Origin of the sequence: Chelativorans alearensis (genome assembly GCF_010993735.1) — a bacterium.
Taxonomy (GTDB): Bacteria; Pseudomonadota; Alphaproteobacteria; order Rhizobiales; family Rhizobiaceae; genus Chelativorans; species Chelativorans alearense.
In genome coordinates, this window is record NZ_WQNI01000002.1 from 485,122 (window position 1) to 504,021 (window position 18,900).

Here is an 18,900-nt window from a genome sequence, read left to right on the forward strand (position 1 = left end):
GGACAGCTCGGTCGTTCCCCGAAGGCGTGGCTTTGCCGGAAGCCGCCGAACCGTAGTGAGGCCTGACGTACACGTCAATACGGACGAGGCGAATAGGGAATGGTGAGTAGTCGGTAGTGAGAAAGAGATCGCGGCGCGGCGGAAAAATCGGACTCACTTATTCGAGCTCCACCGCGTCCGGCGGTACGATACGCCGGTCGAGGAGCGGCACGCCGCGCCGGCGCATGACGATGACGAGGACGGCGCCGGCCAGGATGCCGCCAATATGGGCCGCCCAGGAAACCTGGTTCTCGCGGTCGACCACGAACATGAAGAACTGCGTGCCGATCCACAATGCCAGCGCCAGGAAGGCCGGTACCCGCAGCGGAATACGGGCAAAAGCGAGCACCCACAACTTCACCTTTGGGTGCAGTATCAGATAGGCGGCAATGACGCCCGCCACCGCGCCCGAGGCGCCGATAAGCGGTGCCTGGGACTCGGGCATCACCATGCCGTGAAGGGCCGCGCCCGCGATGGCGCAGGCAAGATAGAAGATGAGGTAGCGGAAATGGCCCAGCGCATCCTCGACATTGTCGCCGAACACCCACAGGAACAGCATGTTGCCGCCCAGATGCATGATGTCGCCGTGCAGGAAGGCATAGGTGACGTAGGTTAGCGGTGCCGGCACCAGCTCGAGCTCCGGCGGCAGCATCGCCAGATCGTAGGCGACGGAGGGGATGTAGCCGAGGCCGAGGGCGGCCGCTTGCGCGAAACCGGCACCGCCGACCGTCGTCGTCAGCCAGGCGAGCACGTTGAGGGCGATGATGCCGAGCGTGACGTACTGGCGGTCGATATGCCTCAGCCGGTTGGCGTCGTGGAGCGGTATGAACATCGGCCTTGCCCCGGGCCGATCGGCCCGCTCTCTTCAGCGATTCTGCCCGGGCACCCATAGCACGTCGCGCGCGCCGTTGTCATTGACGGCACGGGCGGCGACGAAGAGAAGGTCGGAGACGCGGTTTATGTAGCCGATCGCTTCCACGCTCACCGTCTCGCCCGGCGTGTGGCTCAACTCCACCATCAGCCTCTCTGCGCGCCGCGCGACGGTGCGGGCAAGATGCAGTGCCGCGGAAGCCGGCGTGCCGCCCGGCAGCACGAAGGAGGTGAGGGGCGAGAGGTTGGCGTTCAGCGCATCGATGTCGCGCTCAACGCGCTCCACCTGCGCGGCGACGATGCGCAGCGGCTCATGCGCGGGCTTTTTGCCGGTCTCGGGCGTAGCAAGGTCGGCGCCGAGATCGAACAGGTCGTTCTGCACGCGCATCAGCATGGCGTCGATCTCGGGATGCGCTTGCGCGGTGTGGATGCGCGCCATGCCGATGCAGGCACTGGCCTCGTCCACCGTGCCGTATGCGGCCACGCGCAGATCGCATTTAAGCCGGCGCCCGCCCGCCGCGAGGCCGGTCGTGCCGTCGTCGCCCTTGCGGGTGTAGATCTTGTTCAGCTTCACCATGGCTCAACCCTGCGACTGGGCGTACCACATTGCCAGGACGATCAGCACGATGGCAACGAACTGGAGCGCCACGCGTGCTTGCATCAGCTTGTTCGAGGTATTTCCCGAGCCGCCGCGCATCATGTTGATGAGGCCGCGGACGAGCACGAAGACGACCGCGACCATGACAACGACGATCAGGATGTTGAAGGCGGTGGACATGGGCTCCTGCTTTTGTTGCGGGGCTGGCTCAGCCCTGGGTGGCGAGAATGCGGTAAAGGGCCGAAGCGGGCATGAGCCGCTTCAGGGTTGCACCGATCTTCGCCGGCAAGGTTACGACATAATGCGGCCGGGGGCGCGGGTGAAGAAGCGCATGGCGCAAAACCTTGTGGACGGCCTCCGGCCCGAGCTTCAGGCGCGATTTGCCGCCGCCGCCGCGCAGGCGCTGAAGCTGGGCCTGATAGGCTTCGCGGTGGACTGAGTTCTCGACATCGATGTTGCGCTCGAACCAGTAAAGGCCGTTGATGGCGATCTTCGAGCGGATCGGGCCAGGCTCGATGAGGGAGACATGAACGCCCGAGCCCTCAAGCTCGGCGCGCATGCACAGCATCAGCCCCTCCAGCGCGTGCTTGGAGGCCGCGTAGGCGCCGCGATAGGTGACCGGCACGAGGCCGAGGATCGACGAGCAGTGGACGATGCGGCCGTGCCCCTGGGCGCGCATTGCCGGCACGATGCGGCGCGTCAGGTCGTGCCAGCCGAAGAAGTTCGCCTCGAACTGCTCGCGCAAAGCCGCCACCGGCAGGTCCTCCACCGCGCCTGCCTGTGCGTAGGCGCCGTTGTTGAACAGCGCGTCGAGCCCGCCGCCGGCGCGGGCAAGCACCTCATCGGCCAGCGCGGCGATGGAGGCGGGCTCCCGATAGTCGAGATAGAAGGCCTCGATGCCGGCGTCTTGCAACGCCGCCAGATCTTCCGCCTTGCGCGCCGTGGCAAAGACGCGCCACCCCTCGCGCTTGAGCGCCCGGGCGCAATAAGCGCCGATACCGGAAGAGGCGCCGGTGAGAAGGATGGTCTTGCTCTTGTTCATCGGGGTGTTGTTTCGCTGTGGTGGTTGATTGCCTATAAGGACACTGGTTCGCATGGTAGTGCGGGAAGTGTTCAGGTGGAATTAGCCGTCTTGGAAATACCGGCGCCCCTTCGCGCGCTCCTCTCCGTCTGGCCAAGGCGGGATAAATCAGGGAAAGCGGGAATGGTCGAGGGCTCATCGTGCATGGATTGACAGCGCTCAGACAAATCGTGGGCGACGCCTTCGGTCATTTCAATTCCGACGACGGCTGGGCAATGGCCAGCCACCTGGCGATAAGCGCCATCATGGCGCTGTTTCCGTTCATGATCTTTGCCGTGGCGCTGGCAAGCTTCCTTGGTGCGGGCATCTATGCCGACAGGGTGGTGCACCTCATCTTCGAGACGCTGCCGGAGGAAGTCGCCGGGCCGATCGGCGCGGAAGTGGAACACGTGCTGAAAGTACGGCGGGGCGGTATTTTGACCTTCGGCGTTGCCGGCGCCGCCTTCTTCGCCTCGAACGGCGTCGAAGCGCTCAGGCTCTCGCTCAACCGGGCCTACCGCGTCGACGAACAGCGCTCCTTCATTTGGCTCAGGGTGCAGAGCCTTGGTTTCGTATTGATTGCCACGGCGGGCTTCCTGACGGTCAGCCTGCTTCTGGTGGTCGCGCCCGTGGCCGCCGAGTTGGCGGCCCAGCACCTGGAATGGATCGAGCCCTATCTCGGCACGATCAACCTGTGGCGCTATGTGATTGCGGTGGTGGTGCTCGTGGCGGCGCTGGCCTCCATCCATCTGTGGCTCCCGGGGGGCAAGCGGACGCTGACGGACATCATGCCCGGCATCGTCTTCACGCTCATCGGGTGGATTGCCGGCTCCGGCCTTTTTGCGGCCTATCTCGCGCGTTTCAACAGCTATGCCAGCACCTATGCAGGCCTTGCCTCTATCATGATCGCCGTCGTCTTCCTCTACATCGTCTCGGCGATCTTCATCCTGGGCGGCGAGATCAACGCTGCCATCATGCGCTACCGCGGGCGGCGGACGGTGGCCGACTGACCCGTGGCAAGCGCCACGCCAAGCGTGGTGACGGCCATGCCGGCGATCTGCAGCGGCGTCAGGGTCTCTCCGAACAGCGCCCAGGCCATCACCGCCGTGACCGCCGGCACGAGGTAGAAGAGCGAGGCGACGCGCGCCACCGCCCCGTTGCGGATCAAGACCATCAAGAGGAGGATCGCGCCCAGCGAAAGCACCAGCACCAGCCACGCCATGGCGAACAAGAGCTCGCCCGTGAGCACGAATTGCTGGTCTTCCAGCAGCAGCGAGGCGAGGAAGACGATCAGCCAACCGCCGAGATACTGGCACAGGGTCGCCGTGACGAGATCGGCGTTGGCGACGAAGCGCTTCTGCCATACGGTGCCGGCGCTCATGGCGATGACGGCGACAAGCCCGGCGCCGACCGTCGCCGCCGTGACGCCGCCGGCGGCCTCTCCGAGCTTCGGCGAAAGCACGATGGCGACACCCACAAGCCCGACGCCGAGCCCCAGCCAGAGCCGCCGGTCCACCGTCTCGCCGGCAAAAGCCCCGGCCATCGCCGCCGTCAGCAGCGGCTGCAGCCCGACGATGAGGCCGGCCAGGCCCGCTGGCAGGCCGTTGCGGACGGCCCAGAACACCCCGCCCAGATAGACGCCGTGCATGAGCATGCCGGCGATGCCGGCGTGGAAGGCCGTGCGCGGGGCGAGCTTTCGCGCCTTCATCACCGGCACGAGCAGCAGCAGGAGCGCGAAGCTCAGCGCAAAGCGCACCCACAGGAAAGTGAAGGGCTCGGCCCATGGCATGGCGTAGCGCGCGCCGATGAAGCCAGTGGCCCAGAGCAGGACGAAAAGCGCGGGAATGGCTTTGGCGGCGTCGGCCATGGATGATCCGGGGGAGGTTGTTGAACGGGCGTTCTCTGCGCTTTTCGGTGCCGCAAGGAAAGCGAAAGTTTTGCGTCCTATTGTCAATGGTGCTGAAGTTCGGGAGCGCTGGCCCAAAGGGCCGGCGGGGCGCCATGCTGATGAGGCTCGATGCGAGCTGGCTCATCTTCGCCATCGTCACGGTGGCGTTGCTTTCCTACCTGTTTTCCATCGGCCTCAATGCCCTTTTGCGCGACGACGGCTTCGGCGTGCTCGGCAATGGGGCGATCGTCGTCCTCGGCTTCTTCGGCGCCATTCAGGGCGCGAACATGTACGGCATCCGCTTCGGCAGCCTGCTGGACGCCGTGCTTGCCGGCGTGGCGGGTGCGTTCGCACTCTTCCTGCTGCTGGTACTGGCAAAGCTGGCCTTGAACCGGCTTCTGTAGGCTCCTAATCCCGCTCGAGCCCCACCATCCGCGCGATATCCCCCGGCGTGGCGCCGGCCGCGCGCAAGGCGGCGATCCCGGTGTCGCCGTGACTCTTGGAGAGCTTGCGCCCATCCTCGTCGAGAATGAGCGCGTGATGGTGATAGAAAGGCACCGGCAGGCCAAGCAACTCCTGCAGCAGCCGATGAACCGCCGTCGCGTGGAAGAGGTCGCGCCCGCGCACCACGTGGGTGATGCCCTGCAACGCATCGTCGACCACCACCGACAGGTGATAGCTCGCCGGCATCTCCTTGCGGGCGATCACCACATCGCCCCAGACCTCCGGCCGCGCCGGCACACTGCCCGTCTCGCCGTAAGGCCCGCTGCCGCTCTCCTCCCAGAAAAGCGGCCTGCCCCAATGCGCCATGGCTGCCTTCATGTCGAGCCGCCAGGCGAAGGGCTCTCCCCCCTCCATGCGCCGCCGCCGCTCGGCCGCCGGCCGCTTCCTGTCGACCGGCGGGAAGTGCGGCGCCCCGTCGGGATCACGCGGCCAGGGCGCACCGTCCGCCTCCGCATCGGCGATATAGGCACGTGCCTCGCCCCGGCTCATGAAGGAGGGGTAGACGATCTCCGCCTCCACAAGGCGTTCCAGCGCCTCCGCGTAGTCGTCGAAATGCTTTGACTGGCGGCGCACCGGCGTCTTCCATTCGAGCCCCAGCCAGGCCAAGTCGCGGTAGATCTGTTCTTCCAACTCCGGGGTGCAGCGGGTGATGTCGATGTCCTCGATGCGCAGGAGGAAACGGCCCCCCGCCTCGCGGGCCATGGCGAAGTTCAGGAGGGCCGAATAGGCGTGGCCCAGATGCAGGGCGCCGTTGGGGCTCGGGGCGAAGCGGAAGACAGGAGTTGTCATGAACCGCGCAGGAAACGGATTGTGGTGGCCATCCCGGCATTGCTAGGCTCCGCCCGGAAAAACCGCAAGGACCGAGGATATGCAGCGCATCGAAACGCCGGAGGACATCGCCCGCGGGCTCGATGCACTGGTCGCCGCCGACCGCAGGCTGGGCGCGGTGCGCGGGGCGGCGGGCACCGTTCCCTTGAGGCGCAGCCCGCCTGGCTTCCACAGCCTTGCCTCGGTCATCGTCTCCCAGCAGGTCTCAAGAGCCAGCGCCGACGCCATTTTTGGCCGGCTATGCAACCTCATAGCGCCGCTGACGCCGGAGCTTCTCCTTTCCGCCGGCGAACCGGCGCTCGTGGAGGCTGGCCTCTCGCGCGCCAAGCAGCGGGCACTGGTGGCGCTCTCCAACGCGCTTGCCAGCGGCCTTCTGGACCTTGAACGCCTCGGCGCGCTGCCCGCCGACGAGGCGATCGCAGCCATGACCGCGGTTCCCGGCATCGGCCCGTGGACGGCCCAGGTCTACCTTCTGGTGGCAGCTGGCCACGCCGATATCTTCCCTGCGGGCGACGTCGCCCTGCAAAGCGCCGCGGCGCATGCGCTGGCGCTTGATTCGCGCCCGGACGGCAAGAATCTCGCACTGATGGCCGAATCATGGAGCCCCTGGCGCTCCGTCGCGGCCCGGCTCTTCTGGGCCTACTATCGCGAAATGAAGGGCCGGGAAGCAGCTCCGGCGGCATGAAGTCCTGAAAAATCAGCGGTTTCGCATATTTGCTGCATTGCGGCATCGAATAACAGCTTCACATTCCTGTCATCACCTGCTTACAGTATCCGCACCGATCGATCTGCCTGGAGAAGGAGTTCAGGGAACGTGACGATCGCTGTATCGCCGGACGGCATGCCCGCTCTGGTGTTGAATGCGGACTATCGCCCGCTCAGCTACTACCCCCTGTCGCTATGGTCGTGGCAGGACGCCATCAAGGCTGTGTTCCTCGACCGGGTGAATATCGTCGCCGAATACGAGCACGCGGTGTCCTCGCCTTCCTTCTCCATGAAGATTCCCAGTGTCGTCAGCCTCAAGACCTATGTGAAGCCGTCGCGCTATCCCGCCTTCACGCGCTTTAACGTGTTCCTGCGCGACCGCTTCCAGTGCCAGTATTGCGGGGCAAGGGAGGATCTCACCTTCGACCACGTGGTGCCCCGCCGCTCCGGCGGCGTCACCTCGTGGGAGAACGTGGTCGCCGCCTGCTCGCCCTGCAACCTGAAGAAGGGCGGGTTGATGCCGGAAAGGGCGAAGATGTGGCCGCAACAAAAACCGTTCCGGCCGACAGTGCACGATCTGCATAACAATGGGCGGCTTTTCCCGCCCAATTATTTGCACGAAAGCTGGATGGACTTTCTCTACTGGGACGTCGAGCTGGAGCCGTAAGGGCGCTTTGTTTGTTCGCAATTCCGGACGGAAAACCGATTCCCACTTTTCCTGGAATTGCTCAGCGCTTCAAGGCGCTGCGCAGGGCCACCGCGGCCAGGATGGCGCTCGCCACCACGTTCCAGCCGGCGAAAGAGAGGCCCAGGAAGCGCCCCGCCGCCTGATCGCAGGCGGGCGGGACGACGGCGTTGAGCTGGTCGAGCAAGCTGCCCGAGCCGCTGGAAGGCGCGACCACGCCGCAGTCGGACGGGCCTTGCCACCAGCTCCATTCCACGCCCGCGTGGTAGACGCCTAGTCCCAGCCCCCACAACATCAGGAGCCCGCCTGCCAGCAGCAGGCCGCGCGTAACGAGCGCCGGCCAGCGCATGGTAGCCGAGATGAGGGCCACCAGCATCAGGGGCACGCCGATGTAATAGGGCGTGCGCTGTTCCAGGCACAGCTTGCAAGGAATGAAGCCGCCCAGATGCTCGAAGCCGAGCGCCGTGCCCACCGTCGCGGCCATGGCAAGCGCCAGGAAGCCGGAGGTGATCGTCTGCAGTCTGCCGGTGGGGGCGGTAAGGGTCATGTCAACCTCAGAAGACGTAGCGCACAGCCGCGAAGCCGCCGATGAGCAAAACCATGAACAGGGTGAAAAGAAGGCCGAGATTCTTTTCGATGAAGACACGGATCGGCGGGCCGAAATGATAGAGCAGCCAGGAGACGAGGAAGAAGCGCAGGCTGCGCCCGACGATGGAGACGGCGATGAAGACTGGCAGGTTCAGCCCCGTGGCGCCGGAGAAGATGGTCAGCACCTTATAGGGAAAGGGCGTGACGGCGGCGAAGAGGACGCCCCAGCCGCCCCAGCGGTTATACCATTCGGCGATGCGCTCAAACGCATCTTCCTGGCCGTAAAAACGCAGGATCGGCTCACCCAGGGTCTCGTAGAGGAAAGCGCCGATGGCATAGCCGAGCAGGGCACCAGCCACCGAGGCGAGCGTGCAGATGAAGGCGTAACGCAGCCATTTCGTCCGCTCCGCCAGCACCATGGGAATGAGCAGCACGTCCGGCGGAATGGGAAAGACCGAACTTTCGACGAAGGAAACGCCGGCCAGCCCTTTTTCCGCATGCCGCGTCGCCGCCAGCGACATGGTGAAGTCGTAAAGTCTACGAAGCATGGAGCATCCTTGGATAGCGCCGCCTTATCTAGCGAGCCGGGCGGAGCAGCGCAACGCTCCAACTGCCGCAGGCAAAACGGAGACATCGAGGCATCTGCATCCATCCACACCCATTCCAACAGTTGACGTGACCGTGCTTGACCGTATAGTCCGCGCCTGCCCATATCGGGTATTGGCCCCTGTGGCGGAATTGGTAGACGCGACCGACTCAAAATCGGTTTCCGCAAGGAGTGCTGGTTCGAGTCCGGCCAGGGGCACCACGCTTCTCTCTCATCGCGCTTCGGATACGCGTGCTTCCCGGTTGGCCGCGCCGCCAATCGGAGAGGGCAGACCGGAACCATAGCGCCGTTCATTCCCATTTACCGTTATCCCCAAGCGTAAATGCCGACGGGGGAAAACGGCGGATAAATCCATATCCTTATTTCAAGATAGCTGGAGCCGCACCTCAGGCTGGAGACGCGTAAGTTTTCTTCCTGAGAGGCGTCAAGATGTGCAAAGAGGCGTTAGGTTCTCTATTATCTTTTACGAATAACCGTATAAGTTCTGGCGTTGAAGTCCCGATCCGCGGGAAAGTCGGGCAAAATCCTGCCAAGCACTCACGGCTTCTGCTGAACTCAACGGCGCTGGCGCTGTGGCCCTTGAGTCGTTCGGGCGTGGCCTGTGCAATCGTGGCGGCTTCCGCTGCGGCACCGATGCAGGCGCACGCGGCAGACTACTCCGTCTCGAACGAGGCGCAGCTGCGTGCCGCGATTGCCGCAGCCAACGCGAATGTCGATGCAGCCGACACGATCACGCTCCTGAACGACATCGTGGTTTCCGATCCAACGCCTTTCCCGGCGTTTGCCAACCCGGTGACGATCGATAGCGGAAGCTTCACACTCAAGGTGGCCGACTCCCTGGGCGGTGCCGACGGTGCAAGCCTGTCGTCCCTGGGCGGCCCGCTCATCATCGGCGGCGCATTCCAGGGGGGCAACGTCGATAGTACAACCAGCACCGATGCCGGCGGCATCGGTCTTTCGATGACGAATGGCTCGGTCGACAATGGCGGGACCGTGACCGGCGGAACGGGCGGGGGGAACACTGGCCTCGATACGATTTCCGGTGCCGGCGGGGTCGGCATGTCGCTTACCGATTCGGACCTCGTCAACCGCGGCGCGATCGTCGGAGGCGCCAGCGGCGATATCGACGTCGAAAACACAAGCAGTCCCACCCTCGGTGTAGCGGTGGCCACCGGCGGGGTGGGGCTTGCCATGTCCGGCGGCTCGCTTAACAACCAGGGCACGATCACCGGCGGGCTCGGTGGCAGCGTCAGCAACATACCGGCGGGGGGAGGAGACAATCTCTTTGCCGGCCGAGGCGGTGTCGGCGCCTCGCTCACCGGCGGCAGTCACGTCAACAGCGGCACCATCATCGGCGGCTTGGGTGGTTTCGGCGCCAATGCGGGTGGTTCAGCCCACGGCGCTGGTGGAGACGGGCTGCAACTCACCGACGCAACAATCACCAATGACGGAGATATTCTCGGGGCGGACGGACGCGTCGGGGGCGGTACAAGCGATACTGGCGGCAGCGCAGGCGGCGCCGGCATCATGGCAACGAACAGCACGATCATCAATAACGACACCATCCGCGGCGGTGTTAGCGGCACTGGCGGCTCCGGCGCGGGTGTATACGGCACCGACCTGACGATTATCAACAAGGGCACAATCTCCACCGGAACCGGAGCGGCGAACCCGGTTGCCATCAATCTTGGGGGGGCAGCCAATGTGCTCGAGCTGCACGGCGGATCAACGATCCTCGGCCGCGTTTATGCCTTGAGCGGCAGCGACACTCTCAGATTGGGCGGCGATACGGACGACAGCTTCAATGCTGGAGACATCGGCGGCACCTTCCCAAACCCGCTGAGCCAATACAACCGCTTCGAGCACTACCAGAAGACCGGCGACAGTACCTGGACACTGTCGGGAACAACCAACGTCGTCACCCCCTGGCAACTGCTCGGCGGCATCCTGTCCGTGTCGAGCAACACGAACCTGGGCGGCGCGGCCGGCGGGCTCACCTTCGACGGCGGCATCCTGCAGGTGACGGGAACGGATTTCGCGGCGACAACCCGCGCGATCACCTGGGGCGCCGCGGGAGGCGGCTTCGACATCGCCGATCCGGATCACGTGTTCACCCTCGACCAGAGCCTAAGCGGCGGCGGCCCGCTGGAGAAGCTCGGCGCCGGCACACTGTTGCTGGTCGGCGAAAACAACTATACCGGCGGCACGACGATTTCGGCGGGCATTCTGCAGCTCGGCGATGGCGGCACGGCAGGTTCGATTGTGGGCGACGTGGCAAATGAAGGCACGCTTGCCTTCAACCGCTCCGACAATGTGTCCTTCAGCGGTGTGATTTCCGGCACGGGGACGGTGGAGCAGATCGGCGAAGGAACCACGATCCTCACCGGTGAAAACACCTATACCGGGGGCACTACGATCGCCGCCGGCACGCTGCAGCTTGGCGACGGCGGAACGTTGGGCTCGATTGTCGGCGATGTGGCGAATGAAGGCACGCTTGCCTTCAACCGCTCCGACAGCATGACTTTCGGCGGTGTGATTTCCGGTAGCGGCACGATGGAGCAGATCGGCGAAGGGACCACGATCCTCACCGGTGAAAGCACCTACACCGGGGGCACCACCATCGCCGCCGGCACGCTGCAGCTCGGCGATGGCGGAACGTCGGGCTCGATTGTCGGCGATGTGGCGAATGAAGGCACGCTTGCCTTCAACCGCTCCGACAGCATCACCTTCGAAGGCGTGATCTCGGGCAGCGGTGCCGTCAGGCAGATCGGCATGGGAAAGACGATCCTTACCGCGGACAGCTCGGCCTTCGATGGTGCCACGCGGGTGGAGGAGGGCACGCTGCAGGTGGACGGCAGTCTCTGCGGCGCACTCGTGGTGGCTTCCGGTGGTCGGCTGCAGGGTACGGGCACCGTCTGTGACACCACCGGCCTTACCGGCGGCACAATAGCCCCCGGAAACCTGATCGGCACGCTCACCGTGGATGGCGACTATATCGGCGATGGCGACATCCTGGAGATCGAAGTCACCCTGGGTGGCGACGATTCCCCGAGCGACCTGCTTGTGGTGACCGGCGATACTTCGGGCAGCACCGATGTCCAGGTTATCAATCTCGGCGGCACGGGCGCGCCGACGGTGGAGGGTATCAAGATCGTCGATGTCGACGGTGCGTCCAACGGCATTTTCAGCCTTCTCGGCGATTACGAGTTCGAAGGGCAGCAAGCCGTCGTCGGCGGGGCGTATCTCTATATGCTTCATCAGCACGGCGTCAGCTCACCCACCGACGGCGACTGGTATCTTCGGTCGAGCCTGGTCGAGCCAGAGCCCGAACCAGAACCAGAACCAGAACCAGAGCCAGAGCCTGAACCCGAGCCGGAGCCAGAACCTGAACCTGAACCGGAGCCGGAACCAGAACCGGAGCCGGAGCCGGAACCAGAACCGGAGCCCGAGCCGGAACCAGAACCGGAACCTGAGCCGGAGCCCGAGCCCGAGCCAGAGCCACAACCCGAACCAGAACCTGAACCCGAACCCCGCTATCAGGCCGGCGTGCCCCTCTATGAGGCCTATGCCGGTACGTTGCAGGCGCTCAACACGCCAGGCACGCGTCAGCAGCGCGTCGGCAACCGCTCATGGGCAGGTGCGGGGGCGGCTCAAAACGGCACGAAGGCTGATCGCCTGATCGAAGGGAACGGGACCTGGGCGCGGGTTCAGGCCTCTCACGCCAACTACGAGCCGGCTTTTTCCACGAGCGGTACCGATTATGATCTGTCAACCGTGAAGCTGCAGGCCGGGGTTGACATTCCGCTGGTCGAGCGAGACCAGGGCGTGCTCATCGGCGGGATCACCGTCCACTACGGCTCGATTTCGGCCGATGTCGCTTCCTTGTACGGCAGCGGCACCATAAAGACCGCGGGCTATGGCGTGGGCGGCACCCTCACCTGGTATGGGGAAGACGGCTTCTATCTGGATGGGGTGGCGGAGGTCACCTGGTACGACAGCGACATCCACTCCAGTACAGCCCGTCGCACCCTGGCCAGCGGCAACAAAGGTTTCGGTTACGCCGTTGGGCTTGAGGGCGGCAAGCGCATCGCGCTCAGTCGAGGCTGGTCGCTCACCCCGCAAGCCCAACTCGTCTACTCTTCTGTCGATTTCGACGATTTTGTCGATCCGTTCGGCGCCCACGTGTCCCTGGACCGAAGTGAGAGTGTCCTGGGGCGCCTGAGCCTCTCGGTGGACCATGAGAGCGGCTGGGAGGACCGGGCCGGGCGGAAGAGCCGGGCGCATTTCTACGGCATCGCCAATCTCACCCACGACTTTGCCGAGGAGAGCCGGGTGGACGTTGCGGGAACCGGCTTCTCAAGCAGGAATCAGGCGCTGTGGGGCGGAGTGGCGGTCGGCGGCTCGCTCAGTTTCGCCGACAATAAGTACGCCCTTTATGGCGAAGCACAGGCGAAAACCAGCCTCCGGGACTTCGGAGACAGCCATGTCCTGAGCGGCACGGTGGGCTTCAAGATAAGGTGGTAATGGAGCCCGGCGGGCGCTCTGGGGGCGCTCGCCGGCTTCCGCATCGGATGGCGTCCTAACCCTTGCGGCGGGCGCGCCTGGTGGTCGCCTCGTCGTCCGGCAGATCGGCCTGCCGCTTAATCGGCAATGGAAAGGGGTCGGCTTGCTGGCTTTTCGGGGGCAGGAGAACACTCCATTCGTCGTCAGCCGTGACCTCACCCGTCTCGAGGAGTTGAATGATTTCGTCGGCTTCGTGCTCGGCCATCCCGTCATAGGGCTGGCCTGCGATCATGACGACGCGGCCGGTCCTGATCTCATAGACCTCCCACAGATCTTCGTCTTCGAGACGTTTTTCGTATCTGTTCGCCATAGATGTGCAACAAATAGAGCAGCTTTTGCCTGCGACAATGGCCATTTTGCGTGCGAAATGGTCTGCGCCTCGAACGGGACGAGAACAAGGCGGCCATGTTTGAAGCCTGTATAGCGTGGCTGCAATCCCTCGGCGCCTTATACAAAAGAGGTAGGCCGCCGGACGCGGAAACACGAGCAGATGCCCGGGAACGCCGGCTTTCGGAGCCGCGTTTTAAGGCGTTGTTAAATGTGATCCGACCGCTCGCATTGTGATCGTCATCCAAATGCCCGAAGCTATACGAGAAACGTTGATTCGGGGGTGGCGGCTGGGAATGCATGACGGATCAACCGGCGCCTGGCCCTTGCCGAGAAGCTGCTCCTCGAAACGGACATGACCACCGCCGAGGTGGCCTATCTAAGCGGCTTTTCCAGCCAGCGCCACCTGACCTCCGCCATGCGGAGCCATAAGCGAATCACGCCAGCAAGGATGCGAAAGCAGCGATAGTCTTTTCAAGCTTTATAAGAATCTTCCGAAGCGGTATACCGCTCTCGTTTACTATTTCTCCGAGAGAAATGGCGAGTTCCACGGGGCTTTGTGTCCGATCTGCAACATTGCATATGTATGTATAACTATTTTCGGCGTTTTCTGAAAAAACCCAAATTCCCTGAAATACCGCCCTCAAAAACTATGCCCTCCTGACAGTATCGGAATTGTCCGGGTCGGGCAGCTTCTGCCAAAGCATTGATGCTGTGCGTTGGATTCTGAGGGGAATCCATCGCGATGCTTGGGCAGCGCAGAATTGACTGCGCAAAGGAGAGACGACTCGCGCCTGGATTGTTCGCATACGAGGGGCGTCCATGCAAAAGTCGTTTTTCAACGCTGCCGTCGCGCGTCGTGTTGTCATGACATCCGCAGGTGCCGCAGCGAAGCTCGCCACGACGCAGTTTTTTTCTCTGGCAACATTGACGCTGACCGCAATCTCAGCGTTCACGGCGAGCGCCGTGGCGGACCCGGGCACGCCAGGCGTGCCGCAGGCCCCAATCACCATCTACACGGAAAATCTCCAGAACCGACCGGGGCCGGACCCGATCGTCCAGCTCGACGCCTATACGGGCATCACGGGACAGACATACACCGCCCATCCGAACTGGCTGACCGGTTGCAACGGCTGGATCGCATCCGCGAACCAGTCGACGACCGCCGCCGAGCCGGTTACCGACTGCGCCAATGGTACGGCGTTTGGCGAACAGTTCTGGAACAGGGCACAGCAGCTCTCCTGGGCGCTCGGTCTCTATGGCGGCCAGAGCGAGGCGGCCGCGCGGGACAATTATGCCGTCTCCGCCTATACCTCGAACTCTCCGGGCGCTGGTCTCGTGGAGTTCGAGACGGCGACGAACATCGCGTTCCCGGCCGACAATCGGTTTGTTTCGTTCAGCGTCGATGTCGCTGCCATCAACTGCGGCGTGTCCGCGCCGTTGTTGCAGTTCTCGCTGGTGGACGATGCGAACACCGCTATCCCGGCCGGGTCGCAGATCAATGCTTGTACGAGTTCGACGACCGTTAACGTTCCCGCATTAGGCGTCCAAGGCGCCGTAACAGCCAACACCGGCACCTACTCATCGAACGGCGCCGTGCTGATCAGCGGCGCCTCGGTCGGTGTGCGCATGGTCAACAACAACGGTAGTGGCGGAGGCAACGACCACGCTTTCGACAATATCAGCATCCTCGATGCTACGCCGCAATTGGACAAGGAATTCGCCCCGACCAATCTGGCGGTCGGAGCGGCAACGACCCTGACGTTCACCATCACCAACACGAGCGAGTTGGGTGCAAAGAACGGGTGGTCGTTCACCGATGCTCTCCCGGCGGGCCTAACGGTGGCGTCGGACGAGATAAGCACAACTTGCCCTTCGGGTGTCGTTACAGCGCCCGCCGGTGGATCGACCATAGACGTCTCGGGAGATCTTACCGCCGGAATGGCGTCCTGTACGGCCACCGTACCCGTTACCGCGACTTCCGCCGGGACCTATACCAACGACGCGTCGAACATCACGTCTTCTGTCGGGATAAACCCGCCCGGCAGCAGCTCGGTCACGTTTGGCACTCAACAGAACTTCACGTGCACCGCGACCATGTATCTCGGAGTGGATGTCGGTGCGGGGTCGCAACTCGTCAGCGTCGATACCAGCACCAACCCGTTCGCCTTTCCTCCCATCGGCTCGCCATACCCGCCCTTCTATAACGCCATGGGGTATGACCTTGTCAGCAACTATATCTACGCCACACGGTGGGACACCGCCACCAGCAGGTATCGCCTGCTGCGCATCGGCAGCGACGGCTCCGTCAGCGATCAAGGTCCCATCGTTGGGGGTGGGATCAATTTCGGGCCGGGCATCGCCTCGGCCGTGGTCGGCGCGGACGGTTATTTTTACCTCAAGAGCAACGTGGCCGCTCCGCTAGACAGGATGTGGCGGGTCGATCTGAGCACCCGAACGGCGACCGTGATCATGCTCAGCCAGGCAATCCCTTCCTCGGACCTTGCGTGGCACAACGGCCTTATTTATTCCCATGACCACACCGACGGCAATTTCTACTCGGTTGATCCCAGCACGGGCGTTGTGAACATCATCGGGGCTTCGGGCATTGTCGGCGACGCCTTCGGAGGACTGATCAGCGCCAGCAACGGCGTTTTCGGCCGTGCCAATAGTAACGGAGGGTTCTACCGGTTCGACGTCACGACGGGTGTGGCGACGCTGATCTCCGATGCGCCGCTTGGTACCGGTGACGGCGCCAAATGCCCGACGACCGCAGTCACGCTCCCGGCCGATACGCAGATCACCAAGACCGACGGCAGCGACACCTACACGCCCGGCACAGACGTGGTCTACACGATCGTCGTCAGCAACGACGGCCCCTTCGGCATCCAGAACGCGCAGGTGAGCGACCCGCTGCCCGCCGGCATTACGCAGGCGAGCTGGACTTGCGGCAGCCCGACGAACGGCGGCATCTGCGGGGCGGCGAGCGGTACGGGGGGGATCTCGGACCAGGTCAACCTGCCTGCCGGCGCGTCGGTCACCTACACGCTGACCATGACGGTACCCGATGATTTCGCCGTCGATCTGGTCAACATCGCCACGGTCACCAATCCGTCGGACGTGCCCGACCCCGATACGAGCACGAACACGTCGACCGACACCAATGAGCGGGCCAATCCTGCCATGACCATCGAGAAGACCGGCACGCTGAACGATCTCGACGGCGACTGGCTCATCGATCTCGGTGAGACGATCAACTACTCGTTCCTCGTCACCAACACCGGCAACGTGGCGTTGACCGACGTCACCGTGAACGATCCCCTGGTCACGGTCGACCAGGATCCCCAGACGCTGGCGCCGGGCGGCAGCTTCACCTTCACCGCCACCTACACGCCGACGCAAGCCGACATCGACAACGGCTCGGTGGAGAACACCGCGAGTGGCACCGGCACCGACCCTGGCGGCAACACCTATGAAAGCCCGCCGGACAGCGCGACGGTACCGCCGGACCAGGCGCCCGCGCTGACCATCGAGAAGGCGGGCACGCTCAATGATCTCGACGGCGACGATCTGCTCGATCCGGGCGAGACGATCAGCTTCTCGTTCCTCGTCACCAACACCGGCACGGTGACGCAGGCGAACGTCACGGTGAACGACCCGATGGTCACCGTCGACCAGGGCCCACAGACCTTGGCACCGGGTGAGAGCTTCACCTTCACCGCCACCTATACCCCGACGCAGGCCGACATCGACAACGGCTCGGTCACCAACACGGCGAGCGGGACCGGCACGGACCCGAATGGCGGCACCACCGAAAGCCCGCCGGACACGGTGACGGTGCCGCCGGACCAGACCCCGGGCATGACCATTGTCAAGACCGGCACGCTGAACGACCTCGACGGCGACGGCCTGCTCGATCCGGGCGAGACGATCGGCTATTCCTTCCTCGTCCGCAACACCGGCAATGTCACGCTGACCGACGTCACGGTGAACGACCCACTGGTCGCCGTCGACCAGGGGCCGCAGACGCTGGCGCCGGGCGGCAGCTTCACCTTCACCGCCACCTATACCCCGACGCAGGCCGACATCGACAACGGCTCGGTGGAGAACACGGCGACCGGTACGGGCACGGACCCGAATGGCGGCACCACCGAAAGCCCACCGGACACGGTGACGGTGCCGCCGGATCAGACGCCGGGCATGACCATCGAGAAGACGGGCGCGCTCAACGATCTCGACGGCGACGGCCTGCTCGATCCGGGCGAGACGATCGGCTATTCCTTCCTGGTCACCAACACCGGCAACGTCACGATGACCGACGTGACGGTGAACGATCCGCTGGTGACGATCGACCAGGACCCGCAGACGCTGGCTCCCGGCACCTCCTTCACCTTCACGGCGACCTATACGCCGACGCAGGCCGACATCGACAACGGCTCGGTGGAGAACACCGCGACCGGCACTGGCACCGATCCCAGCGGCAACACGACTGAAAGCCCGCCCGATACGGTGACGGTGCCGCCGGACCAGGCCTCCGGCATGACCATCGAGAAGACGGGCACGCTGAACGACACCAACGGCAACGGGCTAATCGATTTCGGCGAGACGATCAGCTACTCGTTCCTCGTCACCAACATCGGCAACGTGACACTGACCGATGTGACGGTGAACGATCCGCTGGCGCCGGTGGATCAGGACCCGCAGACGCTGGCTCCCGGCGCCTCCTTCACCTTCACGGCGGCCTATACTCCGACGCAGGCCGACATCGACAACGGCTCGGTCGTCAACACGGCCACGGCCACCGCTACCGGCCCCACCGGCACCACCAGGGAGAGCCCGCCGGACACGGTGACGATCCCGCCGCTGCCGGCCAGCCTTCTGGCCGAAAAGACCGGCGCCTTCAACGATGTCGATGGTGACGGTCACGCGAGCATCGGCGACACGCTGACCTATACGGTCAAGGTGACCAATGATGGCGGACAGACCGTCACGAATGTCTGGCCGGTGGACGCCGGGCCGACATTCAACGGCAGGCCCGGCACCAACACGCTGTCTCAATTCCAGCCGTCGGCGGTGACGCTTGCCCCCGGTGCCTCGCAGACCTTCACGGCGACCTATGTCCTCTCCCAAGGCGACATCGACAATGCCGCGGGGATCACCGACAGCGTCGAGAATTCGGCGACGGCCCGGGGAGAGGCAAACGGTGGCGAAGTTTCGTCCGACCCGTCAACGTCCACCATCACCACGCCGGTAGCCGTGGCCTCGGATGTGAGCGTCGCCAAGATTGCCGGACTGCGCCAAATCCGGCGTGGCGAGAGAGCCCCGTTCACGATCCGGATCACCAACCACGCCAACCGCGATGTCGGGTCCATAACCGTAACGGATACTCTCCCATCGGGCTTCCGCTATGTGGAGGGCTCGGCGACTGTCGACGGAGTGGCGGCAACGCCGGTCGTCAACGGCCTGCGGGTGATTTTCGAGGACATCGCCCTGGGTCCGAACGCCGAAGTGGAGATCCGTCTGCGGATGCTGGCCTTGAGCTCGGCGGGCCCTGGCGAGCATGTGAACCGGGCCAAGGCGACGGACGCGAGCGGGACCGTGTTGGCGCCGGAGGCGCGGGCGGTCGTGGAGATCCTGG

The 18,900-nt window shown here is 64.1% G+C and carries 16 protein-coding genes and 1 tRNA gene; 8 read left to right on the plus strand and 9 right to left on the minus strand.

Annotated features, from left to right (window positions below; all coding sequences use genetic code 11):
* Window positions 1–157: 157 nt before the first annotated feature.
* The 4 genes from GPJ75_RS05200 to GPJ75_RS05215 are packed head-to-tail and all read right to left on the minus strand — an operon-like array spanning window position 158 to window position 2,549.
* The gene (locus GPJ75_RS05200; protein WP_163265793.1) at window positions 158–871 is read right to left on the minus strand and encodes a rhomboid family intramembrane serine protease; all 714 of its coding nucleotides are present in this window, start codon (window positions 869–871) and stop codon (window positions 158–160) included.
* A gap of 33 nt (window positions 872–904) precedes the next feature.
* Window positions 905–1,486 (minus strand): cob(I)yrinic acid a,c-diamide adenosyltransferase, encoded by a 582-nt coding sequence (locus tag GPJ75_RS05205; protein ID WP_163265795.1) that lies wholly within the window; start codon window positions 1,484–1,486, stop codon window positions 905–907.
* 3 nt (window positions 1,487–1,489) lie between these two features.
* Entirely contained in the window at window positions 1,490–1,687 is a 198-nt protein-coding gene (locus GPJ75_RS05210; protein ID WP_159586061.1) for a twin transmembrane helix small protein, read from the minus strand.
* A 28-nt stretch (window positions 1,688–1,715) separates the two neighbouring features.
* The gene (locus GPJ75_RS05215; RefSeq protein WP_163265797.1) at window positions 1,716–2,549 is read right to left on the minus strand and encodes an SDR family oxidoreductase; all 834 of its coding nucleotides are present in this window, start codon (window positions 2,547–2,549) and stop codon (window positions 1,716–1,718) included.
* A gap of 176 nt (window positions 2,550–2,725) precedes the next feature.
* On the opposite strand from GPJ75_RS05215, the gene GPJ75_RS05220 reads away from it, so the two are divergent.
* Entirely contained in the window at window positions 2,726–3,577 is an 852-nt protein-coding gene (locus tag GPJ75_RS05220; RefSeq protein WP_163265884.1) for a YihY/virulence factor BrkB family protein, read from the plus strand.
* Here the strand turns inward: GPJ75_RS05220 and GPJ75_RS05225 are convergent.
* Window positions 3,547–4,434, minus strand: coding sequence for a DMT family transporter (locus GPJ75_RS05225; RefSeq protein WP_163265799.1), 888 nt, complete (start codon window positions 4,432–4,434; stop codon window positions 3,547–3,549). The two genes, GPJ75_RS05220 and GPJ75_RS05225, sit on opposite strands and share 31 nt — an antisense overlap.
* A 134-nt stretch (window positions 4,435–4,568) precedes the next feature.
* Between GPJ75_RS05225 and GPJ75_RS05230 the strand changes: the two genes are divergently transcribed.
* Complete coding sequence (locus tag GPJ75_RS05230) at window positions 4,569–4,859, plus strand: hypothetical protein (protein WP_163265801.1); 291 nt, start codon at window positions 4,569–4,571, stop codon at window positions 4,857–4,859.
* 4 nt (window positions 4,860–4,863) lie between these two features.
* On the opposite strand, the gene gluQRS is transcribed toward GPJ75_RS05230, so the two are convergent.
* Entirely contained in the window at window positions 4,864–5,748 is an 885-nt protein-coding gene (gene gluQRS / locus GPJ75_RS05235) for a tRNA glutamyl-Q(34) synthetase GluQRS (protein WP_163265803.1), read from the minus strand.
* A 79-nt stretch (window positions 5,749–5,827) separates the two neighbouring features.
* Between gluQRS and GPJ75_RS05240 the strand changes: the two genes are divergently transcribed.
* The gene (locus GPJ75_RS05240; RefSeq protein ID WP_163265805.1) at window positions 5,828–6,472 is read left to right on the plus strand and encodes a DNA-3-methyladenine glycosylase family protein; all 645 of its coding nucleotides are present in this window, start codon (window positions 5,828–5,830) and stop codon (window positions 6,470–6,472) included.
* Window positions 6,473–6,601: 129 nt separating this feature from the next.
* A complete protein-coding gene (locus GPJ75_RS05245; RefSeq protein ID WP_163265807.1) occupies window positions 6,602–7,159 on the plus strand; it encodes an HNH endonuclease in 558 nt (185 codons plus the stop codon).
* A gap of 61 nt (window positions 7,160–7,220) precedes the next feature.
* Here the strand turns inward: GPJ75_RS05245 and GPJ75_RS05250 are convergent, their stop codons facing one another.
* Complete coding sequence (locus tag GPJ75_RS05250; protein ID WP_163265809.1) at window positions 7,221–7,724, minus strand: disulfide bond formation protein B; 504 nt, start codon at window positions 7,722–7,724, stop codon at window positions 7,221–7,223.
* Between the two features lie 7 nt (window positions 7,725–7,731).
* A complete protein-coding gene (locus GPJ75_RS05255) occupies window positions 7,732–8,313 on the minus strand; it encodes a YqaA family protein (RefSeq protein ID WP_163265811.1) in 582 nt (193 codons plus the stop codon).
* A 175-nt stretch (window positions 8,314–8,488) separates the two neighbouring features.
* Here GPJ75_RS05255 and GPJ75_RS05260 point away from each other — a divergent pair.
* Both GPJ75_RS05260 and GPJ75_RS05265 read left to right on the plus strand, forming a co-directional pair.
* Window positions 8,489–8,573: transfer RNA gene (locus tag GPJ75_RS05260), tRNA-Leu, on the plus strand.
* A 393-nt stretch (window positions 8,574–8,966) separates the two neighbouring features.
* Complete coding sequence (locus tag GPJ75_RS05265; protein WP_163265813.1) at window positions 8,967–12,896, plus strand: autotransporter outer membrane beta-barrel domain-containing protein; 3,930 nt, start codon at window positions 8,967–8,969, stop codon at window positions 12,894–12,896.
* Window positions 12,897–12,951: 55 nt separating this feature from the next.
* On the opposite strand, the gene GPJ75_RS05270 is transcribed toward GPJ75_RS05265, so the two are convergent.
* On the minus strand, window positions 12,952–13,245 hold the full coding sequence (locus GPJ75_RS05270; protein ID WP_163265815.1) for a hypothetical protein: 294 nt from the start codon (window positions 13,243–13,245) through the stop codon (window positions 12,952–12,954).
* A 336-nt stretch (window positions 13,246–13,581) separates the two neighbouring features.
* On the opposite strand from GPJ75_RS05270, the gene GPJ75_RS05275 reads away from it, so the two are divergent.
* Both GPJ75_RS05275 and GPJ75_RS05280 read left to right on the plus strand, forming a co-directional pair.
* Window positions 13,582–13,731, plus strand: a complete 150-nt coding sequence (locus GPJ75_RS05275; RefSeq protein WP_281354749.1) for a helix-turn-helix domain-containing protein — start codon at window positions 13,582–13,584, stop codon at window positions 13,729–13,731.
* A 353-nt stretch (window positions 13,732–14,084) separates the two neighbouring features.
* Window positions 14,085–18,900, plus strand: a 4,816-nt coding sequence (locus GPJ75_RS05280) for a DUF7507 domain-containing protein (protein WP_163265819.1), incomplete at its 3' end; no start/stop codon positions are given.